Consider the following 20496-nt stretch of genomic DNA (forward strand, 5'->3'; position numbering starts at 1 on the left):
TGGCGCCGATATGCATATCCATAAACCTGATGATGTACTCCTGCTGTTGAACCATGCGGAACGCACCGGCCGGCCGACGCTGACGGTGACTGTTGCCTATGTCTTCGGGCTGGATGGCGTGCGTTTGACGGAGCAGGCGGCCTGGTCCTGGCTGCTGCCCCTCTTTCCTGACGAGCCGTTCGATTTGGGCGAGAAGAAAGCGGGAGGCGGCTTCGGGGTGGCGGGGGAGGCTTGCGCGCCGCAGGGAAGCCAGGTCACCGGCTTGACGGTGCAGGCGGGCGTGGGCACATTGGAAACCAGCCTGCTGGTGCTGGGCGACCGTTACTGGACGCGTGGGCTGTCGGGCTGGCAGGCTAGCGAACCGCGTCCTTTCGAGCGCATGCCTGTCGGTCTGGCGCGCGCCTATGGCGCGCCCGAGTGGAGCGATAACCCGTATGGCCGCGGATGGGCCCCCGAGGGTGTGGAGCTCGATGGGCTCGCCCTGCCTAATGTCGAGTTGCCCGCCCATCCCGTGCTGAAGCCCACCGATACGCCCGCCACCGCGACATTCGGGCCGCACCCCATGGGCAGCATTGCACGTACGCGCTGGCTGGGTAAGCTGGATGAGGCATGGGCGCTCCGGCGTCTGCCCTGGCTGCCCGATGATACCGATCCCCGTTGGTTCGATCGTTTCGATCCCGCCCAATGCCAGGCCGCATACTGGCGCGGCGATGAGCCATGGTTCGTGCGCAACATGCATCCGCGGCAACCGGAAGTGCGTGGCAAGCTGCCGGGTCTGCGCCCGCGGCTGCTGCTGCGCACCGTGGCCGAGCCTGATCGTCACCAAGAGTTGGCGCTGGACCTGGATACGGTATGGCTCATGCCTAACGATGAGCGGGCCGTTGTGCTGTACCGTGCACAGACCAAGGTGGCACGCGAGGATGCCAGGGATATTGCAGGCCTGGCGGTGTTTACCGAGAGCTTGACGGAGTCGCCCAACCCGCTGGCGCATTGGTCGCAAGCATGGCGCGATGCGCTGGAAGCGGAGCACGCCACCGCGCCGCCCGTGCCCGTGCCGCTGGCTCCAGAAGCGCTGGCTAAGATACAGGCCGCCCAGGAAGAGGCCGGCAGTACGGCTGCCGAGTTCGAGTCAACGTTGACCCAGGACATTGAGCAGGCGTTTCAGTCGGCCGAGGCGGAAGCCACGGCGCAGGTGCGCGCGCAGGGCCTGGATGTGGCGGCGTTGCGTGCGCGTGCGCCCAAGCCCCCGGTTGAACCGCCGGAACCGCCCTTGCCCAGCGAGCCGGCTGCGTATGCCGCGGCGTTGAAAGCGCGGATTGACCAGGCATTTGTTCAAGCCGAGCAAGAGGCGCGTGATGCGCTGACGGCGCAAGGCCTGGATGCCGATGCGTTGCGGGCCCAGGCTGCCACCCAGCCAAAGCTGCCCGACACGCTCGCGGGACTGGCCAGGATCATGCCTTTGCCCGACGATATGCCGCGCCAGCCTCTGGTTGATGAAGTGGCTGCCTTTGAAAAAGAAATGGAAGGGCTGGGGGCACAGTTGCAGGCGCAATATGACGCCGCGCAGCAAGAAGCGGATGCGGCCCTGGCGGCAGAGGGTCGCGCGCGGGGCGGGACGGGCCTGCCTGAAGGGCCCAGAGTGCCGCTGACGCGTGAGGATTTGCTGAATCGGGTTGAGGCGGGTGAGTCGTGCGCCTGGACGCAGATGGAAGATCTGGACTTGTCGGGCGTGGAACTGAGCCAGGTGGACTTGCGTCAGGCCGTGCTCACGCGCTGCAATCTGCAAGGTGCACAACTCGATTCCGCCAACCTGACAGATGCCATCCTGACGCAGTGTGTCTTGAGTGCCGTCCGCCTTGAGTCGGCTTGCCTGGCCGGTGCGCAGCTTGACGCCTGCCACATTCAGGACAGTCGGCTGGCCGGTGTCGATGGTTCGGGTGCACGCCTGCACCAATGCGTGCTGGACGGCAGCGAGCTTGAAGCCAGCCGCTGGGACGATGCGCAGTTTGTGGAATGCAGCCTGGCGGGCGCCCGGCTGAAGCAGGCTTGCGGTTTGCGTACGGTGTTTCAACACTGTGCTATGCCTGGCATCGATGCATCGGGCAGTCACTTCAGCAAGGCGAGCTTTGAGCAATGTGCCTTGGACGGTGCCCGGTTCAATGCCGCCACGCTGGCGGGGTCGACGCTGCAGGCCTGCCAGGCTGCGCATGCGCAGTTCGATGGCGCCAGCATGCCTGGATTGCGCACTTTGCTTGACACGCAACTGAACAACGCCAATCTGCACGCCGCAGACCTGGAAGCGGCAAGCCTGCAGAATACCGCCCTGGCGGGCGCCATTCTGCGCGAGGCGCGGCTGGACGGTGCCTTTGTCAAAGCATGCGACCTGAGCGGCACGGATGCCTGGCGGATGGAGGCGCGCAAGGCGGACTTTACTGATAGCCGCATCGCCCAGGCGAGCTGGCGGGGCGCCAATTTGATGCAGGCGTCGATGCGACAGGCCACGCTGCTGGATACGGATCTGACGGGGGCCAATCTGCATGCCTGCGAGACGCGCACGGCCACCATCCAGGGGTTGACGCTTGACCAGGCCCTTATGACGCGCTGCCGCCTGCTGCAGGAGTATGGCCATGGTTGATGCCGTACGCAGCACTGATGAACTGACAGCCATGCTGCGCAAGGGGGGCGAGATTGCTCCGCAATTGCTGGCTCAGGCCGATTTGCGCCAGGCGGACTTGTCGGGTGTGCGCCTGCAGGGCATGAATCTGAACGGCACGCGCCTGGATGGCGCGAACCTGGAAGGCAGTTCATGGGTGGCGTGCACGCTGGACCAGGCGGGTCTGGATGCGGCGGTATTGAGCAATGCCCACTTTTCGCAGTGCACCGCCACGGGCGTGTCATTGCGCGGCGCCAGGCTGGACCACACCTGGATGCAGAACTCGACCTGGCAGGATTGCGACTTCCACGAGGCCGACATGACGCGGCTGGCTGCGCTGGATACGGTGTTTCGCGCTTGCAAGCTGCAGTCCGCCCTGATCGGCGAGGCCTGGCTATCCCAATGCACTTTGCAGGACCTGGACCTGGCGGGCGCCTGCTGGAACAGGGTGCTGCTGCCGGACAGCACGTTGGAAGGATGTTCGCTGGCTGATGCCACGCTGGTGCAGTGCGCCTTCAATCGTGTCATGGCGCCGGCGCTTGATCTACGCGGAGTTCAGGCGGCCGGCCTGTCGCTGTACCGCGCCACGCTGGATAACGCCTGCTTGGACGGCGCGATGCTGGACAGCGCGATCTTCGATATGGCGCGGCTGGATCACGCCACGCTGCGGGGCGCCTCGCTGCTCAATGCGCGTTTCTACGAGGCCTCGTCCATGGCCATCGATTTCACTGGCAGCCGGATGTGCCACGCCGATCTTTCCCACTTCCAGGCGGTCAACGCCGACTTTTCCAAGGTCAATCTGAAGGGCGGCCTGCTGCACGCCGCCCAGTTGCCGCGCGCGGTATGGCGCGATGCCGTGCTGGATGATGTGCGGCGTGACGATGCACAACTGCGGGAGGCGGAATTATGGCAACCCGCTGTCTGAACACTTTTTGCGAGCCCACCATGAATACAACACAAGTACGATCGACCGACGTTGCCGGGACTGCGCCGGACAGGGTTCCAGGCAACACAGGCTGCCAGGCGCGGCAGTACCACGCACGCCTGGTGATGCAGGATGGGGAGCGCTATTGCGCGCTGACCGATGCCGGGGCCATTTGGGTGGTGGCGGCCGCAGGCTGCCTGTTGCAGCCCGCATTGGGCGACGTCGTTCTGGTGAGCACCACCGGCGCCAAAGGCTATGTGTTGACGGTGCTCGAGCGTGAGCACAAGGATGAAACGGCCGTGCTCTCGGTCCAGGGCAATGCGCGCCTGCAGGCCCGTGGCGGCCGGCTGGAGATTGCGGCGGAGCAGGGGCTGGCCCTGGACGCCGGCGCCGGGCTTGCCGTCAGCGCGCAAACCGCGCAGGTCAGTGTGGTGTCGGCCAAAGTCGATTGCAAGGCGCTGGCCATCAGCGGTACCCAGATGCAGTCCCATTGGGATAGGCGAACCGATATTGCGCGCGAGCATGTAGAAATTGCGGCCAGCAGCGAGTCGCACCTGGGACGCAGCACTCGGCGTATTGCGGGGCATGAGGAGGTCAGCGCAGACTCCAGCCGACAGCTTGTGGCCCGCGACTTGACCATGCGCGCGGGTACGGCAACGCTGGTTGGCCGTGACCGTATCGCCGTTGACGGCGATTCTGTACAGATTGGTTAGGAGGATACGAATGTTTGCATTGAATAACGCCGGTGCGCAGGCCGTTGCCACCGCTCCCGACGTTTGCCTGACCCCGGCCGCTCCATCACCGATTCCGGTTCCCTATCCCAATATCGCGGCCACGACCGTGGCTGATCCGGGCGGCATCGTTGAGAACGTGTTGCTCGTTGCCATGCCGGCCCTGAATCAGGCCACCAAGATTATGCTGAGCAACGGCGACCAGGCGGGGACGGCCGGCGGCGGCGTCGCGACCCACAAGATCATGGGCGAAGCGGCGTTCACCATGGGAAGCATGAAGGTGATGATAGGCGGCAAGCCGGGGGTGCGGCTTTCTTGCATGACGACCCAGAACAATACCAATACGGTTGGCCTGGTGGCCTCGCCCAGCCAGACAGTCGTCATGCTGATGAGTTGAGGCCGCCATGTTTGATAAGAACCTCGCTTGCCCCGCTATCCGTCTGCCGCGTTGCCTGCTCGTGCTCGCCTGCGGCATGCTGATTGCCGGGTGCAGCTCGGTCAACAGCATGCTGGGCGGTAATTCCGAGCAGGACGCCCTGAAAGACATGAAATGGTCTTATGCCGAGGACGGCATTCAGGTGGACATACAAGCCGACCCGTCCTTGAACGAGTCCGGGGGCCAGCCGCATATGCTCGCGCTGTCGCTCGTGCAGATGGCCGACCCAAGTGCTTTCAACAAGCTGGTGGCCAGCGCTGCCACGCTCAAGAGCCTGCTGTTGGCTGAAAGCCCTCCTGACGGAACATTATCGTTGCGGCGCATTTACATTGCGCCCGGCCAAAAGCGCCGGCTGGACCTGGTGCGCGTTGAAAACGCAAAGTACATCGGCCTGGTTGCCGGCTATGACCATTTGGATCCCGCACGCAGCGCACGGCTGTACCGTATCGGCGTGCAGGTGGATTCTTCCGGCATCGTGGTCAAGACACGAGCGGCCGCCCCCGAGCCGTTGAAGATTTCCTTGCGCTTGGGGCCCTCCGGTATTCAAGACTCGCCCAGCAGCAAGGCCCAACCCACCCATCCCGTCAAGCCCGAAGCCGGCCTGGTGCATCCATCCACCGATGGGCCAGGGTCGGCGTCGGCCGACACGCCTTCCACGGATACTTCTTCAGAAAAAAAATGAGTGATCACCTGAAACCTACTATCTTCTGGCATCAGGGCCTCTTCCTTGAGCCGCAGCACTTCCAGCACCAAGAGGCGAAGCTGGAGCGGGCCCTGGAGCGGCACCTGACCTTGACCGCCCCCTGGATGTGGGGATACTGCGCCCTGAAGCTCGATCAATCAGGATTACAGGCGCGCAGCCTGGCCATAAGCCATGTTGCCGTGCGCTGGCGCGATGGGGCCTTTACGGAGTTTCCGGGCAATGCCCGGGTGGAGTCGCGCCGTTTCGAGTTGGCCGACTTCACCCAGGGGCCACGCACGGCCTATCTGGGCTTGCGCCGCTTGATCGACGATGAGGCGAACGTCAAGCGCTACGAAACTTTGGACGATGCGGCGCAAAGCCGCTCGCGATTCGCGGCCTTGGCCGATCCGCAGGAAGTGCCGGACCGGTATGGCGCCGGTGCGCCCGGCAACGTGGCCTTGATGAGCTATGTGCTCAGGATTTTCTGGGAAGACGAGATCGATAACCTGGGCGATTACGAGCTGATTCCGCTGGCGCGTCTGGAGCAGGACGGCGAACAGGTGCGTCCAGTGGCAGGATTTGCGCCCCCCAGCATGACACTGGCGGCGGCCGGGCAGTTGCACCATTTGCTGCACGAGCTGCGTGACGAGATTATTGGTCGTGCGCGCCAGCTCGAGGTGTTCAAGCAGCCGCTGGCCAACCGTGGCGGCGAAGGCGACGCCCAGTTGGGTACTGTGCTGGCATTGTCGGTATTGAATCGGTACGGACCGCAACTGAACCACTTGATCGAAGCGCGCGAAACACACCCCTGGCAAGTCTATGGCGTGTTGCGCCAACTGGCGGGGGAGCTGAGCACGTTCACCGAGTATTGCGATCTATTGGGTGAAACCCGCGATCATCAGACTTTGCTGCAGCCTTACGATCATGCGGACCAGGGCGCCGTCTTTGACGCCATGAAGGCCTTGCTTCTGCGCTTGCTCAACGAGATCACGCTGGGGCCCGAGATGTTCGTGCGTTTCGAGCGCGACGGTGCTGCCGATACGCTGTACCGCGCCGACATGCCTGGGGCATTCTTTGGTCCGCGCCATCGCTACTATTTGCTTGCCCGCAGCGCGTTGGCGCCCGCCGACATGGCCGACATGCTGCTGCTCGAAGGCAAGCTGGCGCCGCCTGATGCCATCGAGACGACGGTAAGCCGCGCCCTGCCGGGCATTGAACTGATTCCGCTGCAAACCCTGCCGCTGGGCATGCCTCGGCGTAGCGGGGCGGTCTACTTCCGGATAGAAAGCCAGTCCGGACTTTGGGAAGACGTTGCAGCCGATGGCCGCTTGATGCTCTTCCTGCCCAATCCTCCAGCCGAACTCCGGCTGGAACTGATCGTGATTAAAGGGTGATGTGATGCGTCTTGCCAGTTACTGGATACCCGAAATGGAATCCGCTTACGGCGCCATCAGACAGGAAGGCGCCACCGCCGCCGACGTGGTTGTCCAATTGAAGGCGTCGCTGGACGAATGCTGCGTGAGTGCGGCCCGGCATGGCCACGCGCCCGATGAGGTGCAGGATGCCCTGTACGCGGTGGTGGCCTGGATTGATGAACTGGCGATGTCTTTCGACTGGCCAGGCGCCGCCGCCTGGCGGCTTTCACCCCTTCAGCGCCATTATTTTTCGACCACGCGGGCTGGTGTCGGCTTTTTCGAGCGCCTGGAGGGCCTGGCGCCGCAAGCGCGGGAGGTGCGCGAAGTCTATGCACTGATGCTGCTGGCAGGGTTTCAGGGGGACTACTCGCATCGGCCACCCGCCGAGCTGACGCAGTTCCGTCGAGATTTGCTCGAGCGCGTGGCGCAGGAGAACGGCATGGCGCCGCTGGGCAACGGCTTGCCTCTGTTTCCCAAAGCCAACGCGTCAGCAGCCGGTCCGGTTGCGCAACGGTGGGGGCCCTCGATGTCGCTGCTGATATTGGTGATCGGTCCGCTGCTGGCACTGCTTGCGCTGTTCGTCTACCTTGATGTGCAACTGACGCACGTGGTGGCGGATTTGGTCGGTCCCATGACCAAGGGGCTCTGAAGTCATGATGAAAAAACTTTTCAGTGCCGTGTTATGGGTGATTTGCCTGGTCCTGCTGGCCGGGGCGTGCTGGGTGCTGGGCGTGTACCTCAGTTGGCCGCTCTGGAAATCGCTGTTGCTGTTTGCCGGGGTCATTGTGGGCGTGCTGGCTCTGTCCTGGTTGCGCCGGTACTGGTATGCCTGGCGCTTGCGCAGAAGGTTGGCGCGCCCTGCCATGGGCTCGACAGAAAGCACCGGCCGCCTTGATGCGGATTGGCGCGCCGGGTTGACAGCGTTGAAGCAGTCGCGCCTGTCGCGCTTCGGCTCGCCGCTGTATGTACTGCCCTGGTTCCTGGCATTGGGTCCGGACGACGAAGCGCGTACGGGTATGCTGCGCCGGGCGGCGGCCCGCGAGGCGGTGTCGGGCAGGGGCGAAGAGTCTCCCGTCCTGCAATGGTGGCTGCTGCCCGGTCTGGTCATGCTGGAGCCGGGCGCCAGCCGGGAAGCGCTCGCGCCTTCAGCATCGAATTGGCAGCGGCTGCTGCACTGGATGATCCGCACACGCCGCCGTGAGCCGCTCAATGGGCTGGTGCTGGCCCTGAGCGCCCGCTGGCTGCTCGACAGCAGCGACACCGTTCTGGCGGATGCGGGGCAGGCCTTGCGTAAGCGTGTCGATGAATTGACGCGCGTTTACAACGCCCGGATGCCGGTCTATCTTGTGCTGACCGACTGCGAAGCGCTGCCGGGTTTTGCAAGCTGGGCGGCATCGCTGGGCGAAGACGCCCGGAAATGGGCCATGGGCTATACCGGCGCCGGCCATGCCGACAACATTGGCGAGTTTATCGACACGGCGTTCGCACACACGCTGGGACGCATGCGCGACCTTCGCATACAGCAAGGTATTCATGCCAACCCTCAGCAGGATGCATTTGGCCTGCCCGAGCGAATGGCGCCGCTGGCAGACAGACTGGACAAGGTATTGCGTCCCGCCTTCGTGGCTACGCCGTATGCGGAAACGCCGCTGCTGAGAGGTTTGTTCTTCACGGCGCACGACGCGCGGCCGCAGCAGCAGGCGGATTGGTTCAGTGCCGGCCTTTTTGATGATGTCTTGCCAGCGCAGCGCGCGGCCTGGCAACCGCTGGAGCGCTGGCGCCATTGGCGCCGCCTGCTGCGTCATGTTGCTGTGGCGGGCTGGTTGCTGGGTTGCGTGGGTGTGGGCGTTTTCCTGATTTATTCGGCCAATATCGCCAGGGAACAACTGGCGCAGGCCAGCCATGGCCAACTGGGGAGCAAGGCGGACTTTTCCGGCGGCCTGAGTACCGACTTGCACGCCTTGCACGATGTGCGTCATGCCATTCATACGCTGAATGAGCGCCCCGCCTGGAAGACGCGCTGGCTGCCTTTCCAGAGCCGGGTGACGGCCGGCCAGAAGGCGATGCAAGACGCTTATACGGACGCCTTCTACCGCGAAGTGCTGGTGGCGAATCTGGCGCCCTTGCTTGAGCGCATTCTGTCGGTGGATCTTCAGGCCCGGCCAGAGAAGATGACGGTCGCACTGGCCCAGAATCTGGTGCGGCGCACCAATCTGGTCAGTGCGCGGCTGAACGGGTTGGATATCTCCCGGCTTCCTACGTCGGGAATAGAAGTGGCCGCGCTGATGCCGGCTGGCCAGACGAATGATGTGGAGTATGTGGATGGGTTGCTGCTCGGGGACATGTATCGTGACTATCTGTCGTGGCAGCAGAGCCGCCAGTTGTTGATTGATGAGCAAAAGGCACTCCAGACGGCGCTGGTGGATATCGGCCTGCCCGAGTTGCCTGTGAAATGGGTGCATGCCTGGGCTGCGCTGCAGCCCCAATTGCAGCCCATGCGGCTGACGGATTTCTGGGACATTCCGCCGGATGAGCGTCTGCCTTTCGTGCCGGCCGCGTTGACGGTGAAGGGTAAAGCGGCCGTTGCCGCCTTTCTTCAAGAGATCGCGGCTGCCACCAACAACCCGACGCTCTGGCAGCAGCGTACGGCCCAGTATGAAAAGCTGTACCTGGATATTGGCCTGCAGAGCTGGTACGCCTTTTCGGATGCATTCCTGCATGCGCCTGATTTGCTGGCCGACGCCACAGCCCGGCGCACGGTGTTGTCGTCATTAATGACCTCCACGGGCCCCTACAGCATGTATATGCGCCGGCTTTCCGAGTTGTCGGCGTCGCTGCCGGCCGATGCGCGTCCTGAGTGGCTGGTACGGGCTGAGCAGTTGGCCAAGCTGGGCGGCTTGGTGAAACTGCCGCCTGTTGCCAAGCAGGCCGGTGCGCAAGCGCGCACCGGCCTGACCGCGCGGCAGAATGTCGACGTCATACAGCAGTTTGGCGGCGAGGTGCTCAAGGCTTTGCCGCAAAACACCTCCTTCGGCCAGGGCTATGCCAGTCTGCAGGCGGACAAGCAGGCCTTGAAAATCATGCAGGATTACCTGGTGGGCGTGCGCGCCACGACCCAGCCCTTGCTGCAGGGAGATGGCAGCGCCATGGCGGCGGCGATCGAGGTTTGGTCGTATGGGCACGATCCGAAGGTCAAAGACGTTCCCCTGATCGACGCCCATCGGGCGCTTGAGGATCTGCGCAAGCATTACGATCCCGCGGTGGACCCGCGTACGGCTGTCGTTTGGCAAATCCTGCAGGGCCCGCTGGAATTTACGCTGGACTACGCGGCCCGCAATGTGGCCTGCTCCTTGCAGAGCAGTTGGAACGTCAATGTACGGGGCACTGTCCAGGGCGTGACCGACAGGCAGTTGGCCGATACCCTGCTCTTTGGCGAGCAAGGGCAGGTCAATGTCTTTCTGGACGGGGACGTGAAGCACTTCGTGGATCGGGATGGCACGCGCTATCTGCCTCGCAAGGCACTGGATGGCACAGGCACGGTGCCGCTTAATGGACAGTTCTATGCGTTTGCCAGCCTTGCGCAATTGCGCAAGGCCACCGTGGCCGGGGCGCAGCTGGAAAATCAGCGCGTTCAGGAATCCGCGGCAGCCCTGAAGGACCAGGCTCAGCAACTGGATGAGCAGATCGCCAAGCTGGAAGAGGTCAAAGGTAATGTCACGCTGAGTACCGAGCCGCCATTGACCAACGCCGACGCGCGTGAGCGGCCCGAGCGAATTACGCTTAGCCTGCAGTGCGCGGGGGGGCCTGTCGTGCTGGAGAATCTGAACTTCTCGAACAGCCAGGTTTTCACTTGGTCGATGTCCCAGTGTGCGGACACACAGTTACGTATCAAGTATGAAGGCTTTGAAGTGGGGCAGCACTGGAGCGGGGCCGACGGCTTTGTCCGCTTCCTGCAGGAGTATGCCAGCGGAAAGCGGCGTTACACCCCTGCGGACTTTCCCGACAGCGCCGATGCCATGCAGCAAGCCGGCGTCGAATGGCTGGATGTGGTGTATCGGCAGAGCGGTCAGGAAGCCGTCTTGCAGGCCTTTGCCGAGGCGGACACCCTGCACGCACAAGCTCGGGAGGTCAAGGATACCTTGAGCGCCATGCAGCAGATGAAGGTGGCGGCCCCCGACGAAGCAAGAACGGGGTCGCCTCCACCACTGCCCGACAGCATTATTACGATGTGCATGGGGCCGGCCAATACGCTGGAGCTGTATACGATTGCGCCTTCATCCGGTCAGGACGAAGCCAAAATGGAAGGCGCCAATGAGGCGCAACAGAAGCATGCCGGGCCGGAACCCAAGCCGGTGCTGCGCGCCGATACGGACGGCGCCGGTGAATATGCTGTGCAAGTGGGTGTCTTTGAGCATCCGGACAAGGTGCGCGCGGCGCTCGAGCAACACAACTACCAAGTGCAGGATGACCCTATTACCCTGAAGAGCGGCACATACCGGAACATTCGGGCTGGCGGTTTCGATAGCCAGCGGGCTGCCGACGAGGCAGCCCGGGATATTGCACGCCTGCTGCGGGTCAAGCCCTACGTGATACGCATGGATCAATAGAAAAAGTCATGCGCAGGCTGTGTATTATTGATCAGCTTGTGCCCAGCGCGGGGCGCGCCACGGGCGCCTCGCGTATGGGCAGGTTGACGATGGCGGCCATCAAGGCCAGCGCAATATCGGCGTACCACATCCAGCCAAAGTCGCCGAACTGGTAAATGGCAATGCCGCCCAGCCATGCGCCCAGAAAGCCGCCGATCTGGTGCGACAACAGCGTCATCCCGAACAGGGTGGCCAGATAGCGGGTGCCGAACAGCTTGCCGACAATGGCCGCCGTGGGCGGAACAGTGGCCAGCCAAGTAAAGCCCAGGCCGGCGGCAAAGAGATAAAACGTCCAGGACGTGCTGGGCATCATCAAATACCAGGCAATCAGCACGGCGCGCGAGCCATACATGGCCGACAGCACATATTTGCTGCGATATTTGGAAACCCAGGAGCCGGCATACAGGCTGCCCAGGATATTGGCCAGGCCGATGATGGCCAGCGACCAGCTGGCGACGGAGGGCGGCAGGCCGCACAGATCGACTTCGCCAGGCAGGTGGGTGACGATGAAGGCGATGTGAAAGCCGCAAGTGAAAAAGCCGGCATGAAGCAGCAGATAGCTGCGGTCCTTCATGGCGCTGCCGACGGCATTGCGCAGGCCCAGGTCGTTGCTGTCCGTGTGTTGGGGGCGCGGCGCCGACTTGGCGCCCGCCACCTTGCCGACCAGCGGCAGGGTCGCCAGGGCGGCGACGGCCAGGGCCCACATGGCGCCCATCCAGCCCACGGCCTGGATCAGGCCTTGCGTGACCGGCGCGAAAACGAACTGGCCGAAAGAGCCTCCGGCGTTGATGACGCCCGAGGCGGCGCCGCGCGATTCGGCGGGCAGCCGCTGCGAGCCGGCCCCGATCAAGACCGAGAAGCTGCCGGCGCCCGAGCCGATGCTGGCCAGCAGCCCCAGCGATACCGCCAGCCCAAAACCGTTGGAAATAAAGGGTGTCAGGGTGCAGCCGGCCGCCAGTATGACCAGCCCGCCTATCAGCACCGAGCGGGCGCCATACCGGTCGGCGACCGCGCCGGCGATAGGCTGGATGGCGCCCCAGGTGAACTGCCCAATGGCCAGCGCAAGGCTGATGGTGGCGATACCCATGCCGGTCGAGGCATTCATCGGGCTGATGAACAGACCGAACGACTGGCGTATGCCCATGGTGACCATGAGGATGCCGGCCGCCGCCAGCGTGATGACCAGCGCGTCGGGCCGGCGCAATGACTGAAACATACATTTCCTTCGTGAGCGAGCCGCTATTTTGGCCCGCTCGTAGTCTGTACGGCAAGCGAATTAATATCAGTCCAATGTTTTTCTGCCTGCCGCAGCGCCTATCATTAACAAATGTATACTTTGTTGTTAATTTGCTTCAAAAGTAACTTTTGTAAAAATACTGCGGCAAGGTGAGGAAGGTGACGGAAGGCGTTGTCAAGGCACCCGAACAAACAAAGGCGAGGCAATCGGTGCGCGGCCCTGCGGCAAGCTGGCTGACAAAGGCCAGGCAGTGGCGGCTTGTGCCTTTTCTGATTTACTTTGGATTGGGTGTCTGGGCCATTCAGGCAGACCCCTTTGGCCTGTCTTCCGCGTCGGACAAGGCTTTGTCCGACGAGCTGAGCCGCATCAGGGCCTACCTGTACCCGGTCGCGCCGGCGCCGATCACGGTTGTGTCGATAGATTATGAAAGTATCAAGGGGCTGCACAATGAGGGGCAGGGCTGGATGCAGGCCAATGACTGGCCGCTGGCCTACGCGGACCATAGCCGCATTCTTCGCGATCTGATGAATCCGCCGGCGACGGAGCGCCCTGCTGGCATCTTCTACGATATTTTCTTCGAACGTCCCCGCACGTTGAGCGGGACCATGGCGCCGTTGGGGCGGCTGGTGCAGCGGGCCAACCAGCATCCACAGATGCCGTCCGTATACCTGGCGGGCGGCGGCGCCTACATGCCTATATCGGCGGACGCCTATACAGCGCTGGATGAGCCATTGCTGGCGGTGTCGGCATGGGAGGGCTATGGCGACTACTACCCCCTGCACGCGTCGCTTGGCGCGCGGGACGGCGTCGCGCAGCCGAAGGAAAAGACAGCCCTGGCGGCAACGGCTTTATACCTGGCCTTGTGCGAGCGGCGCGGACAGGATTGCGGCTGGGCGCGGGACCAGGATGCGGCCCCCCTGGCCTTGCAGTGGGAGGTCCTGAATGAGCCGGGCTGCAGCACAAGGGATCCGATTCAGGGATGGCGCCGCGTGCTGGCCGGCGTTCGGAGCATTGTCGGCCGGATGCTGGGCATGACGAATCAGCTGGACATCGCCCCGCCTGCTTGCCTGCCTTTTCATCAAGTCCGTTTGTCGGAGCTGTACGCCGGTCAACCGGCCAGCCTCCGGCCGCCGCATCTGGCGCCCGGCGAACCCTATGCCGTGCTGGTGGGCGTGGTGATGAAAAGCATGAACGACTACCACCTGACGCCTTTGTACGGGCAGATCCAGGGCGTTTACCTGCACGCCGCAGCGTTGGAGAACCTGGACCGCATGGGCAGCGGTTATATCCGCGATCGCGATATCCGGGGGCTGAGCATAGGGGTATGGCTGGCCTTGTTGCTGGCTTTCTGGGTGCACAGGGGGCGGCGCAAGCGGGCCGGCGGCAAGGCGCCCCGCAAAACACGAAGACATGTCCAACAGCGGGCGGCGGCAGATGCGGCCGCTGCGGGGCGCCGATGGATGCATACCGCGCGATGGGCGCTGGGACGGCTTGGCCTGTGGGCGCTTTTCGCGCTTGCCGTAGTGGGCCTGTATGTGGGCTTTTATGTGGTGGGCGATATCGCGCCGGAAGGCTGGCTGTCCTTGATTGCCTTGGTGCCTTTGCTGCGCCAGGTGGTGGCCGGTACGGAAAACAAACTTGAACAGGAAAATGGAGAGGCAAACGGATGAAATCAACCCTTATTCTGACCGCATTCGTGTTGGGCGGCCTTGTCACGACGCAGCAGGCAACGGCCCAGGCGCTGCGCATTGTCGCTATTCCCAATCCGGACAGCATCGAAGTCGTCGCCGTCAAAGATGGCAGCTATGTCATGGTGTCGGACCTGGGCGCCATCAAGTTTCCGCTGAGCGCGTCCCGGCAGAAGGACGGCACCCTTCAGTTCAAGAGCGGCGGCAACGCCTACAGGATTTCCAGGGCCGACGTCACGCTGGCGGGTGAGAAACTGGTCAACGACGCTTGCAAGACCGTGCCGGTGACGCTTGCGGTGGACGCGCGCTCGGCGAGCGTAAAAGGGGCGGGAGAAGCATGCAAATGAGAGGGATCAAAACGCTATGGGCGCTGGCGGCGGCATCTGTGCTGGCCGGCTGCGCGGGCATTGCCGGGACGGGCGCCGGCAAGCAGATGGCCGGCTATGAAAACCCGGTCAACATCATCGACACCCAGCGCCTGCATCAGATGGACAGGACCATGGTGCAGGACCTGGCGCTGATCGGCTATGTGGAAGACATACGCAAGCGGCTGGAGCAGGCGCATGGCAAGCCTTGCGATTGCGTGGTGCTGGTGGACTCCTTCGGCGGCTACGAGGCCTACTCCTTGTCGCACAAGACATTGGTGCTCTCGGCGGGCCTGCTTGCCCAGGCGGAGTCGGAAGATGAGGTCGCCGCCATTCTGGCCCATGAAATGGGCCACGCCTACGAGGGCGACAACATCAAGGGCTTTCTGCAGGACGCGTCACTGTACATGGCCAAGGCCGGCGGGTTTGCGCTGGGACAGGGCGGCTACACGATGATGCTGGGCGAGTATGTGGACGATGCGGCCAAGGGGCTGATCTACCGCCAGTGGAATACCGGCCAGGAATCGGAGGCCGACCTGTTTGCCATGAACCTGTTGGCGAAGGCGGGCTATTCGATAGACGGACTGAAGATGGCCATACGCCGGCTGTCGGAATATGGCGCCCAGGTGAACGCCGCACGCCCGGCCACGGCTGGCGAGTGCGTGAAGAGCGAGGGCAGGAAAACGTCCTTGAACCTGAAGGCGTGCAGCAAGCAGCTGACCGGCGTCGAGCAAAGCATTTACCAGGACCGGGACGAGCGTTTGAAAGCGATAGTCGTGGCTGCCCGACAGCTCGATCCGGAAGACCGGCGCCGCAGGGCGGGGCCCAGGCCGCCTACGTTTGCGTCCATCGATTACTTGTTCAGCATGAATAGCCTGGTGTCGAACAACGCCGCAACGCTGAAAAGAAACCTGGCGCGCCTTGAGCGCCGCCCGATACCGTCCACGCTGGCGGGGAATGTGGCGGTATCCAACAAGCTGGCCGCGGCTTATGCCATGACGGGCAACAAAGCGAAAGCGGCCGCCTATCTGACTCAAAGCTTCGAGAGCCGGCCGCGAACAGCCTGGACCTTCAATGCGCTGTACAAGCAGGTGGACCGCCGGGGCGATGCGCGGGAGGTGGAAAAGGTCATTCAAGAGGCGCACGAAGAAGTCGGCCTGATGCCTGCGCTCTTGCCGGTGGAGGGTTACCTGGCAGAGCGCCACAAACTCTTCACGGCCCATCTTTTTTCCATGAGCCGATGCTTGATGACAATGGTGGATGACCAGAAGACGCTGAATCTATGCGACCAGTTCAGCAAGCAGGCGCAGTCGGGCAGGCTGGCGGATTGGTAGGCCAGGTTCGCGGCGGCAGCCCTGGCGGCGCCGCGCCGTGGTCAATATGCGGTGCTGGAGCGCGACGCCCACAAGTGCGCGGCCAGCAGGGCGCGCCAGGGTGAAAAGGCTTCCAGCCAGGCCTTGGCCTGTTTCTCGCTGAGTTTTTCAGGCGTCTCCAGCAAGGTCTCGATGCCCCGGCGTACGGCCACATCGCCGTGCAATGAGCCATCCAGCCATCCGAAGCCGCGCAACAGGGTATAGCTGACGGTCCAGGGACCAATGCCGCGCAGGGCCAGCAGGCGATCACGGATTTCGTCGATGGGCGGTGCCTGCTGCCAGCGGTCGAAGGGTAGTTGCCCGCTTGCGACCAGGTCTGCAATGTGCAGCAGCGTCTGGCTCTTGCTGGCCGAAAACCCCGCCTGGCGCAGGCCTTCCGCGCCCAGGGCGGCGACCTGCTCGGGGCCTGGATGGCATAGCAAACCGTCCGAGTGATTGACGTTCGCGGCCTGTATCAGCTTGCGCCGTATGGATACGGCGGCGCTGACGCTGATCTGCTGGCCGATGATGGCCCAGGACAGGGCCTCGAAGGGCGTGGCGGCCAGCGGCACGCGCAATCCGGCCTGCCGGCTGACCAGGGGGCCGATCAGCGGGTGCCCGCGATACGCCTGTTCGAAGGCATCCACGTCCTGCGACAGGCCAAGCATGCGCCGCAGCATGCTGTCCAGCTGCGCCTGGCTATCGCCGGATGCCGTGCCGTCCAGCGCCAGTTCAGCCAAGACTTGCCCAGGCTCCAGGCGCAGGCTCAAGCAGGCTGGCGCACCCTGCCATAACAGGCCTTTTTGCAGCGACGCCCCGTGGGCGCGTTCGGCGATTTCCTGGGTGTCGCGGCGATGGAAGGCCAGGGTGTCGCCGGGCCGGAATCCCGGGGGCAGCGGTATCTGGCAGGTCAGATGGGCAGGCATGGGCGCATCGTAGCAGCCTGCGCTCCTTACGTCATCGCATAGCGGGCGGCGCGCAGGGCCGTTGCCCATCTGCCCAGATTGGCCAGCAAGGATTTCATGGCGTCCAGGCCGGCGGCGGGCTCGGCAGACGGCCCCGCGGCGCAGGGGTCTTGTCCGGGGCTGGCGAAATTGACGCTTTCACTCAGGGTAATGGCATGCAGCTTGGCGAACATCAGGCGCAACTGCTCGGTTGCCCGCAGGTCGCCGGACAGGCCCCCGTACGAGATGAAGCCGACGGGCTTGGCCTGCCAGTGTTCGCGGGCCGTGTCGATCAAGCCATTCAACGGGGCGACATGGCCGTAGTGATAGCCCGGCGTGATGACGATGAAGGCATCGGCCTGGCCAAGCTGGTGCTCAAGCTGCTTGAGCGGCAAGCCCGGAGACGATGGCCCGCGGGCCCGGCTTGATTCGAGCGGATCGATCAGTTGAAGATCGAAGTGGCTGTAGCGGGCGGCTGCCGAAGCGATCCATTCGATGATGGTGTCGCAATAGCAGTCCTGGCGTGCGCTGCCGTAGATAATGGCCAAGCTGATTCGCTGGTTCACGGATGTTGCTCCCGGCGGAATGTAATGGGTAGGCCATGTTATAAAACCTAAACTTAACTTTAGGTAAAGGGGTTTGCCGTGGCAAAGATACGGCCGGAAGACCGCGACAAGCTGCTGTCGGTGGGGGAGGTGGCGGCCCGCAGCGGCGTTGCCGTTTCCGCCTTGCATTTCTATGAGGCGAAAGGCTTGATTCATAGCCTGCGCAATCAAGGCAACCAGCGCCGCTATCACCGGGAGGTGCTGCGGCGCATTGCCATCATCAAGGTGGCCCAGCGCGTGGGGATTCCGTTGGCCGCCATAGGGCAGGCGCTGAAGACGCTGCCCACGGGAAGCACGCCCACGGTGAACGATTGGCAGCGCTTGTCGGCGCTATGGCATCAGGATCTGGATGACAGGATTGTGGCCTTGACCGCGCTGCGCGACCAGCTCAATCAATGCATTGGCTGTGGATGCCTGTCGACGCAGTCATGCCCGTTGCGCAATCCCGGCGACGAGCTGGCCGAGCAAGGCCCGGGCCCCCGGCTATGGCTGTGAGCCGCAAGGGATGCGCCGGCCGGCGTTGATGGGGCTGGCGCGTTACGGCTGCGTCAAGCAAGCGATGCCGTAGCCGTAAGGGGCGATTGACCTTTTTATGGGTCGATCACCAGCATGACTTTGCCGCCGGGCGAGCCGGCTTCGACAGTTTCGTGAGCCTGGACAATCTGGTCCAGGCTGAACCTGGCGGCAATGTGGTGCGTCAGTTGCTGCGCCCGCAGGGCTTCGGTGACGGCTTGAATGGATCGTTGGTGGTCGGCCCGGCTCATGCGGTATACGAGCACGTAACGGATGGTGGCGTTCAGCGCCAGCAGGTCGTGAAAAGGAATCTGCGGCGTCGCGGCCTGATCGGAGGCGTAGGTGGCAATGACGCCGTTCTGCTTCAGGACAGCGATATTGGTTTGCAGGTTCGCGCCGAACGCGACATCAATGATGCGGTCGATGCCTCGGCCTGCTTCAGCCTGGGTGATGTCGGCGATACGATCTTTGATGTTTTCGCTCTTGCGAAAAATAATATGGTCTGCGCCGGCCCGCTTGGCGATTTGCGCTTGTTCAGGCGTGCTGATGGTGCTGATCACCGTGGCTTGCGCAAGCTTGGCGAACTGGATGGCGTAAAAGCCGACAGCGCCGGCGCCCCCGTGAACGAGAACCGTTTTGCCTTGAATGGGGCCGTCGGCGGTGACGCAGTAATGCGCCGTCAGGGCAGGGACGCCCAGGCAGGCGCCTTCTTCGTAGCTGGTGTGCTCGGGCAATGGCACCGCGTTGGCGTCCGGCACGGCCGTGTACTGCGCCGCGCAGCCAAATGGGCGGCCAAGTTGCGCCTCATAGATCCATACGCGCTCCCCCACCCGTCCTGGGTCAACGCCCTTGCCGACCGCTTCGATAACGCCCGCGCCGTCTTGATGGGGAATGACTTTGGCGTATCCCGCATTCCGCGACCGCAGTCCATTGCGCGCCTTGGTGTCAGAGGGGTTGACCCCGCTTGCATGGATGCGCACCAGCACTTCGCCCGGCTGGGGCGCCGGTTTGGCCTGTGTGCCTACCTGCAGGACTTCGGATGCTTTACCGCTGCGTTCGTACCAAGCTGCTTTCATGATTTTCCTTTTTATGCCTGATGGCGATGTGGGCTGGACGCCGTGTTTTCCCTATTGCAATGGTAGCAAATACCTTATAGACTATCCATTAAACGGAATTAACTTCCATTCAGCGGAATAAAAGGCGGCGTCAGATCGCTCAGCAAGGGGACAGCAACAGAGCCGTTCTGTCCGACACAAAACCAACTTTAACGAGACACTATGATGAATACCTCCCCCCTGAAGCGATATCTTGTGGCCTTGATGGCGTGCTCATTCATGTCGGGCGCCGCCTGGTCCCAGTCGGTCGACAAAATCCGCATCATCGGCACGCTGCCGCTGGGCCATCACATGACGGAAGCGCTGCGTGTTTTCAAAAAGGAAGTGGAAAAAACCACCGACAAGAAACTGAAAGTCGACACCTTCCCCGCCGGTCAGCTGTACAACGACCGCGATGCGGTCAAGGTGATCCCGACCGGTGCGGTGAACATGGGCGTCGTGCAACTGGATATGTGGGCAGGCCTGGTGCCTTCGGCCGGTATTCTGTACATGCCCACCTACTACAAAGATCTTGAGCACTACTATGCGATACGCAAGTTCGTGTCGCCCATCATTGCCAAGGACCTGGCCGAGAAGGGCAACGTCAAGCTGCTGGGTTGGGCGGATTACGACGCTGAAGCATTGATCAGCAAAAAAGAGATTCAAAAGCTTGAAGACTTCAAAGGCACCAAGCTGCGCGGCTACGGCGAATACGCGGCGTCGTTCCTGCAGGCGGTGGGAAGTTCGCCCGTTGTCATGAGCTCCAGTGAAGCCTACGACGCCATGTCGAAAGGCACCATAGACGGCACGATGTCTGGCCCCACCAGCCACTTGTCCCGCAAATTCTATGAAGTGGGCAAGTACTTGATCACGCAGCCGAGCTTCATCCAGCCGGTGCTGTCATACGCCATCCTGATCAATCTTGATACCTGGAATAAGCTGACGCCGGATCAGCAAAAGGCGGTGGAACAAGCCGCGGATAAGGTCGAGACGTTCACGCGCGATGCGTTCCAGAAAGCCAGCGCCGACGCGATCGTGAAACTGGGTGAAAACGGTCTTGAAATCGACGAGCAGATCGAACCCGCGGAATTCGACCGGATCAAGCAGGTCGTGTGGCCCGCGCTTGAAAAGAAATATCGCGAGCACGTGGGCGAAGCGCAGGCTAACGAAATCCTGGAAAAGGCCAACGCACTGCGTGGCGAATAAAGCA

Annotated in this window: 17 protein-coding genes; 13 read left to right on the plus strand and 4 right to left on the minus strand. The window is 62.9% G+C overall.

What is annotated here, in order from left to right:
* Positions 1-10 precede the first annotated feature (10 nt).
* The 8 genes from RE432_RS04850 to RE432_RS04885 are packed head-to-tail and all read left to right on the plus strand — an operon-like array spanning position 11 to position 11449.
* On the plus strand, positions 11-2635 hold the full coding sequence (locus tag RE432_RS04850) for a DUF2169 domain-containing protein (protein ID WP_310932089.1): 2625 nt from the start codon (positions 11-13) through the stop codon (positions 2633-2635).
* Entirely contained in the window at positions 2628-3578 is a 951-nt protein-coding gene (locus RE432_RS04855; protein WP_310932090.1) for a pentapeptide repeat-containing protein, read from the plus strand. The genes RE432_RS04850 and RE432_RS04855 overlap by 8 nt, the downstream gene beginning before the upstream one ends.
* Positions 3579-3598: 20 nt before the next feature.
* Entirely contained in the window at positions 3599-4291 is a 693-nt protein-coding gene (locus tag RE432_RS04860; protein WP_310932091.1) for a DUF3540 domain-containing protein, read from the plus strand.
* 10 nt (positions 4292-4301) lie between these two features.
* Positions 4302-4706, plus strand: a complete 405-nt coding sequence (locus RE432_RS04865; RefSeq protein WP_310932092.1) for a DUF4150 domain-containing protein — start codon at positions 4302-4304, stop codon at positions 4704-4706.
* 7 nt (positions 4707-4713) lie between these two features.
* A complete protein-coding gene (gene tssJ / locus RE432_RS04870) occupies positions 4714-5427 on the plus strand; it encodes a type VI secretion system lipoprotein TssJ (RefSeq protein WP_310932093.1) in 714 nt (237 codons plus the stop codon).
* Complete coding sequence (gene tssK / locus RE432_RS04875; protein WP_310932094.1) at positions 5424-6821, plus strand: type VI secretion system baseplate subunit TssK; 1398 nt, start codon at positions 5424-5426, stop codon at positions 6819-6821. Before tssJ ends, tssK begins: the two co-directional genes overlap by 4 nt.
* A 34-nt stretch (positions 6822-6855) precedes the next feature.
* Positions 6856-7491 carry a DotU family type IV/VI secretion system protein gene (locus tag RE432_RS04880; RefSeq protein ID WP_310932095.1) on the plus strand — a complete coding sequence of 212 codons (636 nt, stop codon included), beginning with the start codon at positions 6856-6858 and terminating at the stop codon, positions 7489-7491.
* 4 nt (positions 7492-7495) lie between these two features.
* Positions 7496-11449: a type VI secretion protein IcmF/TssM N-terminal domain-containing protein gene (locus RE432_RS04885; RefSeq protein ID WP_310932096.1), complete on the plus strand. Its 3954-nt coding sequence runs from the start codon at positions 7496-7498 to the stop codon at positions 11447-11449.
* 31 nt (positions 11450-11480) lie between these two features.
* Here the strand turns inward: RE432_RS04885 and RE432_RS04890 are convergent, their stop codons facing one another.
* On the minus strand, positions 11481-12704 hold the full coding sequence (locus RE432_RS04890) for an MFS transporter (RefSeq protein WP_310932097.1): 1224 nt from the start codon (positions 12702-12704) through the stop codon (positions 11481-11483).
* Between the two features lie 179 nt (positions 12705-12883).
* Here RE432_RS04890 and RE432_RS04895 point away from each other — a divergent pair, with 179 nt between their 5' ends.
* Genes RE432_RS04895 through RE432_RS04905 form a run of 3 tightly spaced genes read left to right on the plus strand, consistent with a single transcriptional unit; the run spans position 12884 to position 16112 of the window.
* Positions 12884-14395, plus strand: coding sequence for a CHASE2 domain-containing protein (locus tag RE432_RS04895; protein WP_310932098.1), 1512 nt, complete (start codon positions 12884-12886; stop codon positions 14393-14395).
* A complete protein-coding gene (locus RE432_RS04900) occupies positions 14392-14760 on the plus strand; it encodes a hypothetical protein (protein WP_310932100.1) in 369 nt (122 codons plus the stop codon). Before RE432_RS04895 ends, RE432_RS04900 begins: the two co-directional genes overlap by 4 nt.
* The gene (locus tag RE432_RS04905) at positions 14757-16112 is read left to right on the plus strand and encodes a M48 family metalloprotease (protein WP_310932102.1); all 1356 of its coding nucleotides are present in this window, start codon (positions 14757-14759) and stop codon (positions 16110-16112) included. Before RE432_RS04900 ends, RE432_RS04905 begins: the two co-directional genes overlap by 4 nt.
* 41 nt (positions 16113-16153) lie before the next feature.
* Here the strand turns inward: RE432_RS04905 and RE432_RS04910 are convergent, their stop codons facing one another.
* Together RE432_RS04910 and RE432_RS04915 are read right to left on the minus strand one after the other, a co-directional pair.
* Positions 16154-17056, minus strand: a complete 903-nt coding sequence (locus RE432_RS04910) for an AlkA N-terminal domain-containing protein (RefSeq protein WP_310932103.1) — start codon at positions 17054-17056, stop codon at positions 16154-16156.
* Positions 17057-17082: 26 nt separating this feature from the next.
* Complete coding sequence (locus RE432_RS04915) at positions 17083-17640, minus strand: NAD(P)H-dependent oxidoreductase (protein ID WP_310932104.1); 558 nt, start codon at positions 17638-17640, stop codon at positions 17083-17085.
* 78 nt (positions 17641-17718) lie between these two features.
* On the opposite strand from RE432_RS04915, the gene soxR reads away from it, so the two are divergent.
* Entirely contained in the window at positions 17719-18174 is a 456-nt protein-coding gene (soxR, locus tag RE432_RS04920) for a redox-sensitive transcriptional activator SoxR (protein ID WP_310932105.1), read from the plus strand.
* Between the two features lie 95 nt (positions 18175-18269).
* On the opposite strand, the gene RE432_RS04925 is transcribed toward soxR, so the two are convergent.
* On the minus strand, positions 18270-19268 hold the full coding sequence (locus tag RE432_RS04925; RefSeq protein ID WP_310932106.1) for an NADPH:quinone reductase: 999 nt from the start codon (positions 19266-19268) through the stop codon (positions 18270-18272).
* Positions 19269-19469: 201 nt separating this feature from the next.
* On the opposite strand from RE432_RS04925, the gene RE432_RS04930 reads away from it, so the two are divergent.
* Positions 19470-20492 (plus strand): TRAP transporter substrate-binding protein DctP, encoded by a 1023-nt coding sequence (locus RE432_RS04930; protein WP_310932107.1) that lies wholly within the window; start codon positions 19470-19472, stop codon positions 20490-20492.
* Positions 20493-20496: the final 4 nt, after the last annotated feature.

Source organism: Pusillimonas sp. SM2304, from assembly GCF_031628915.1.
GTDB lineage: Bacteria > Pseudomonadota > Gammaproteobacteria > Burkholderiales > Burkholderiaceae_B > Pusillimonas_C.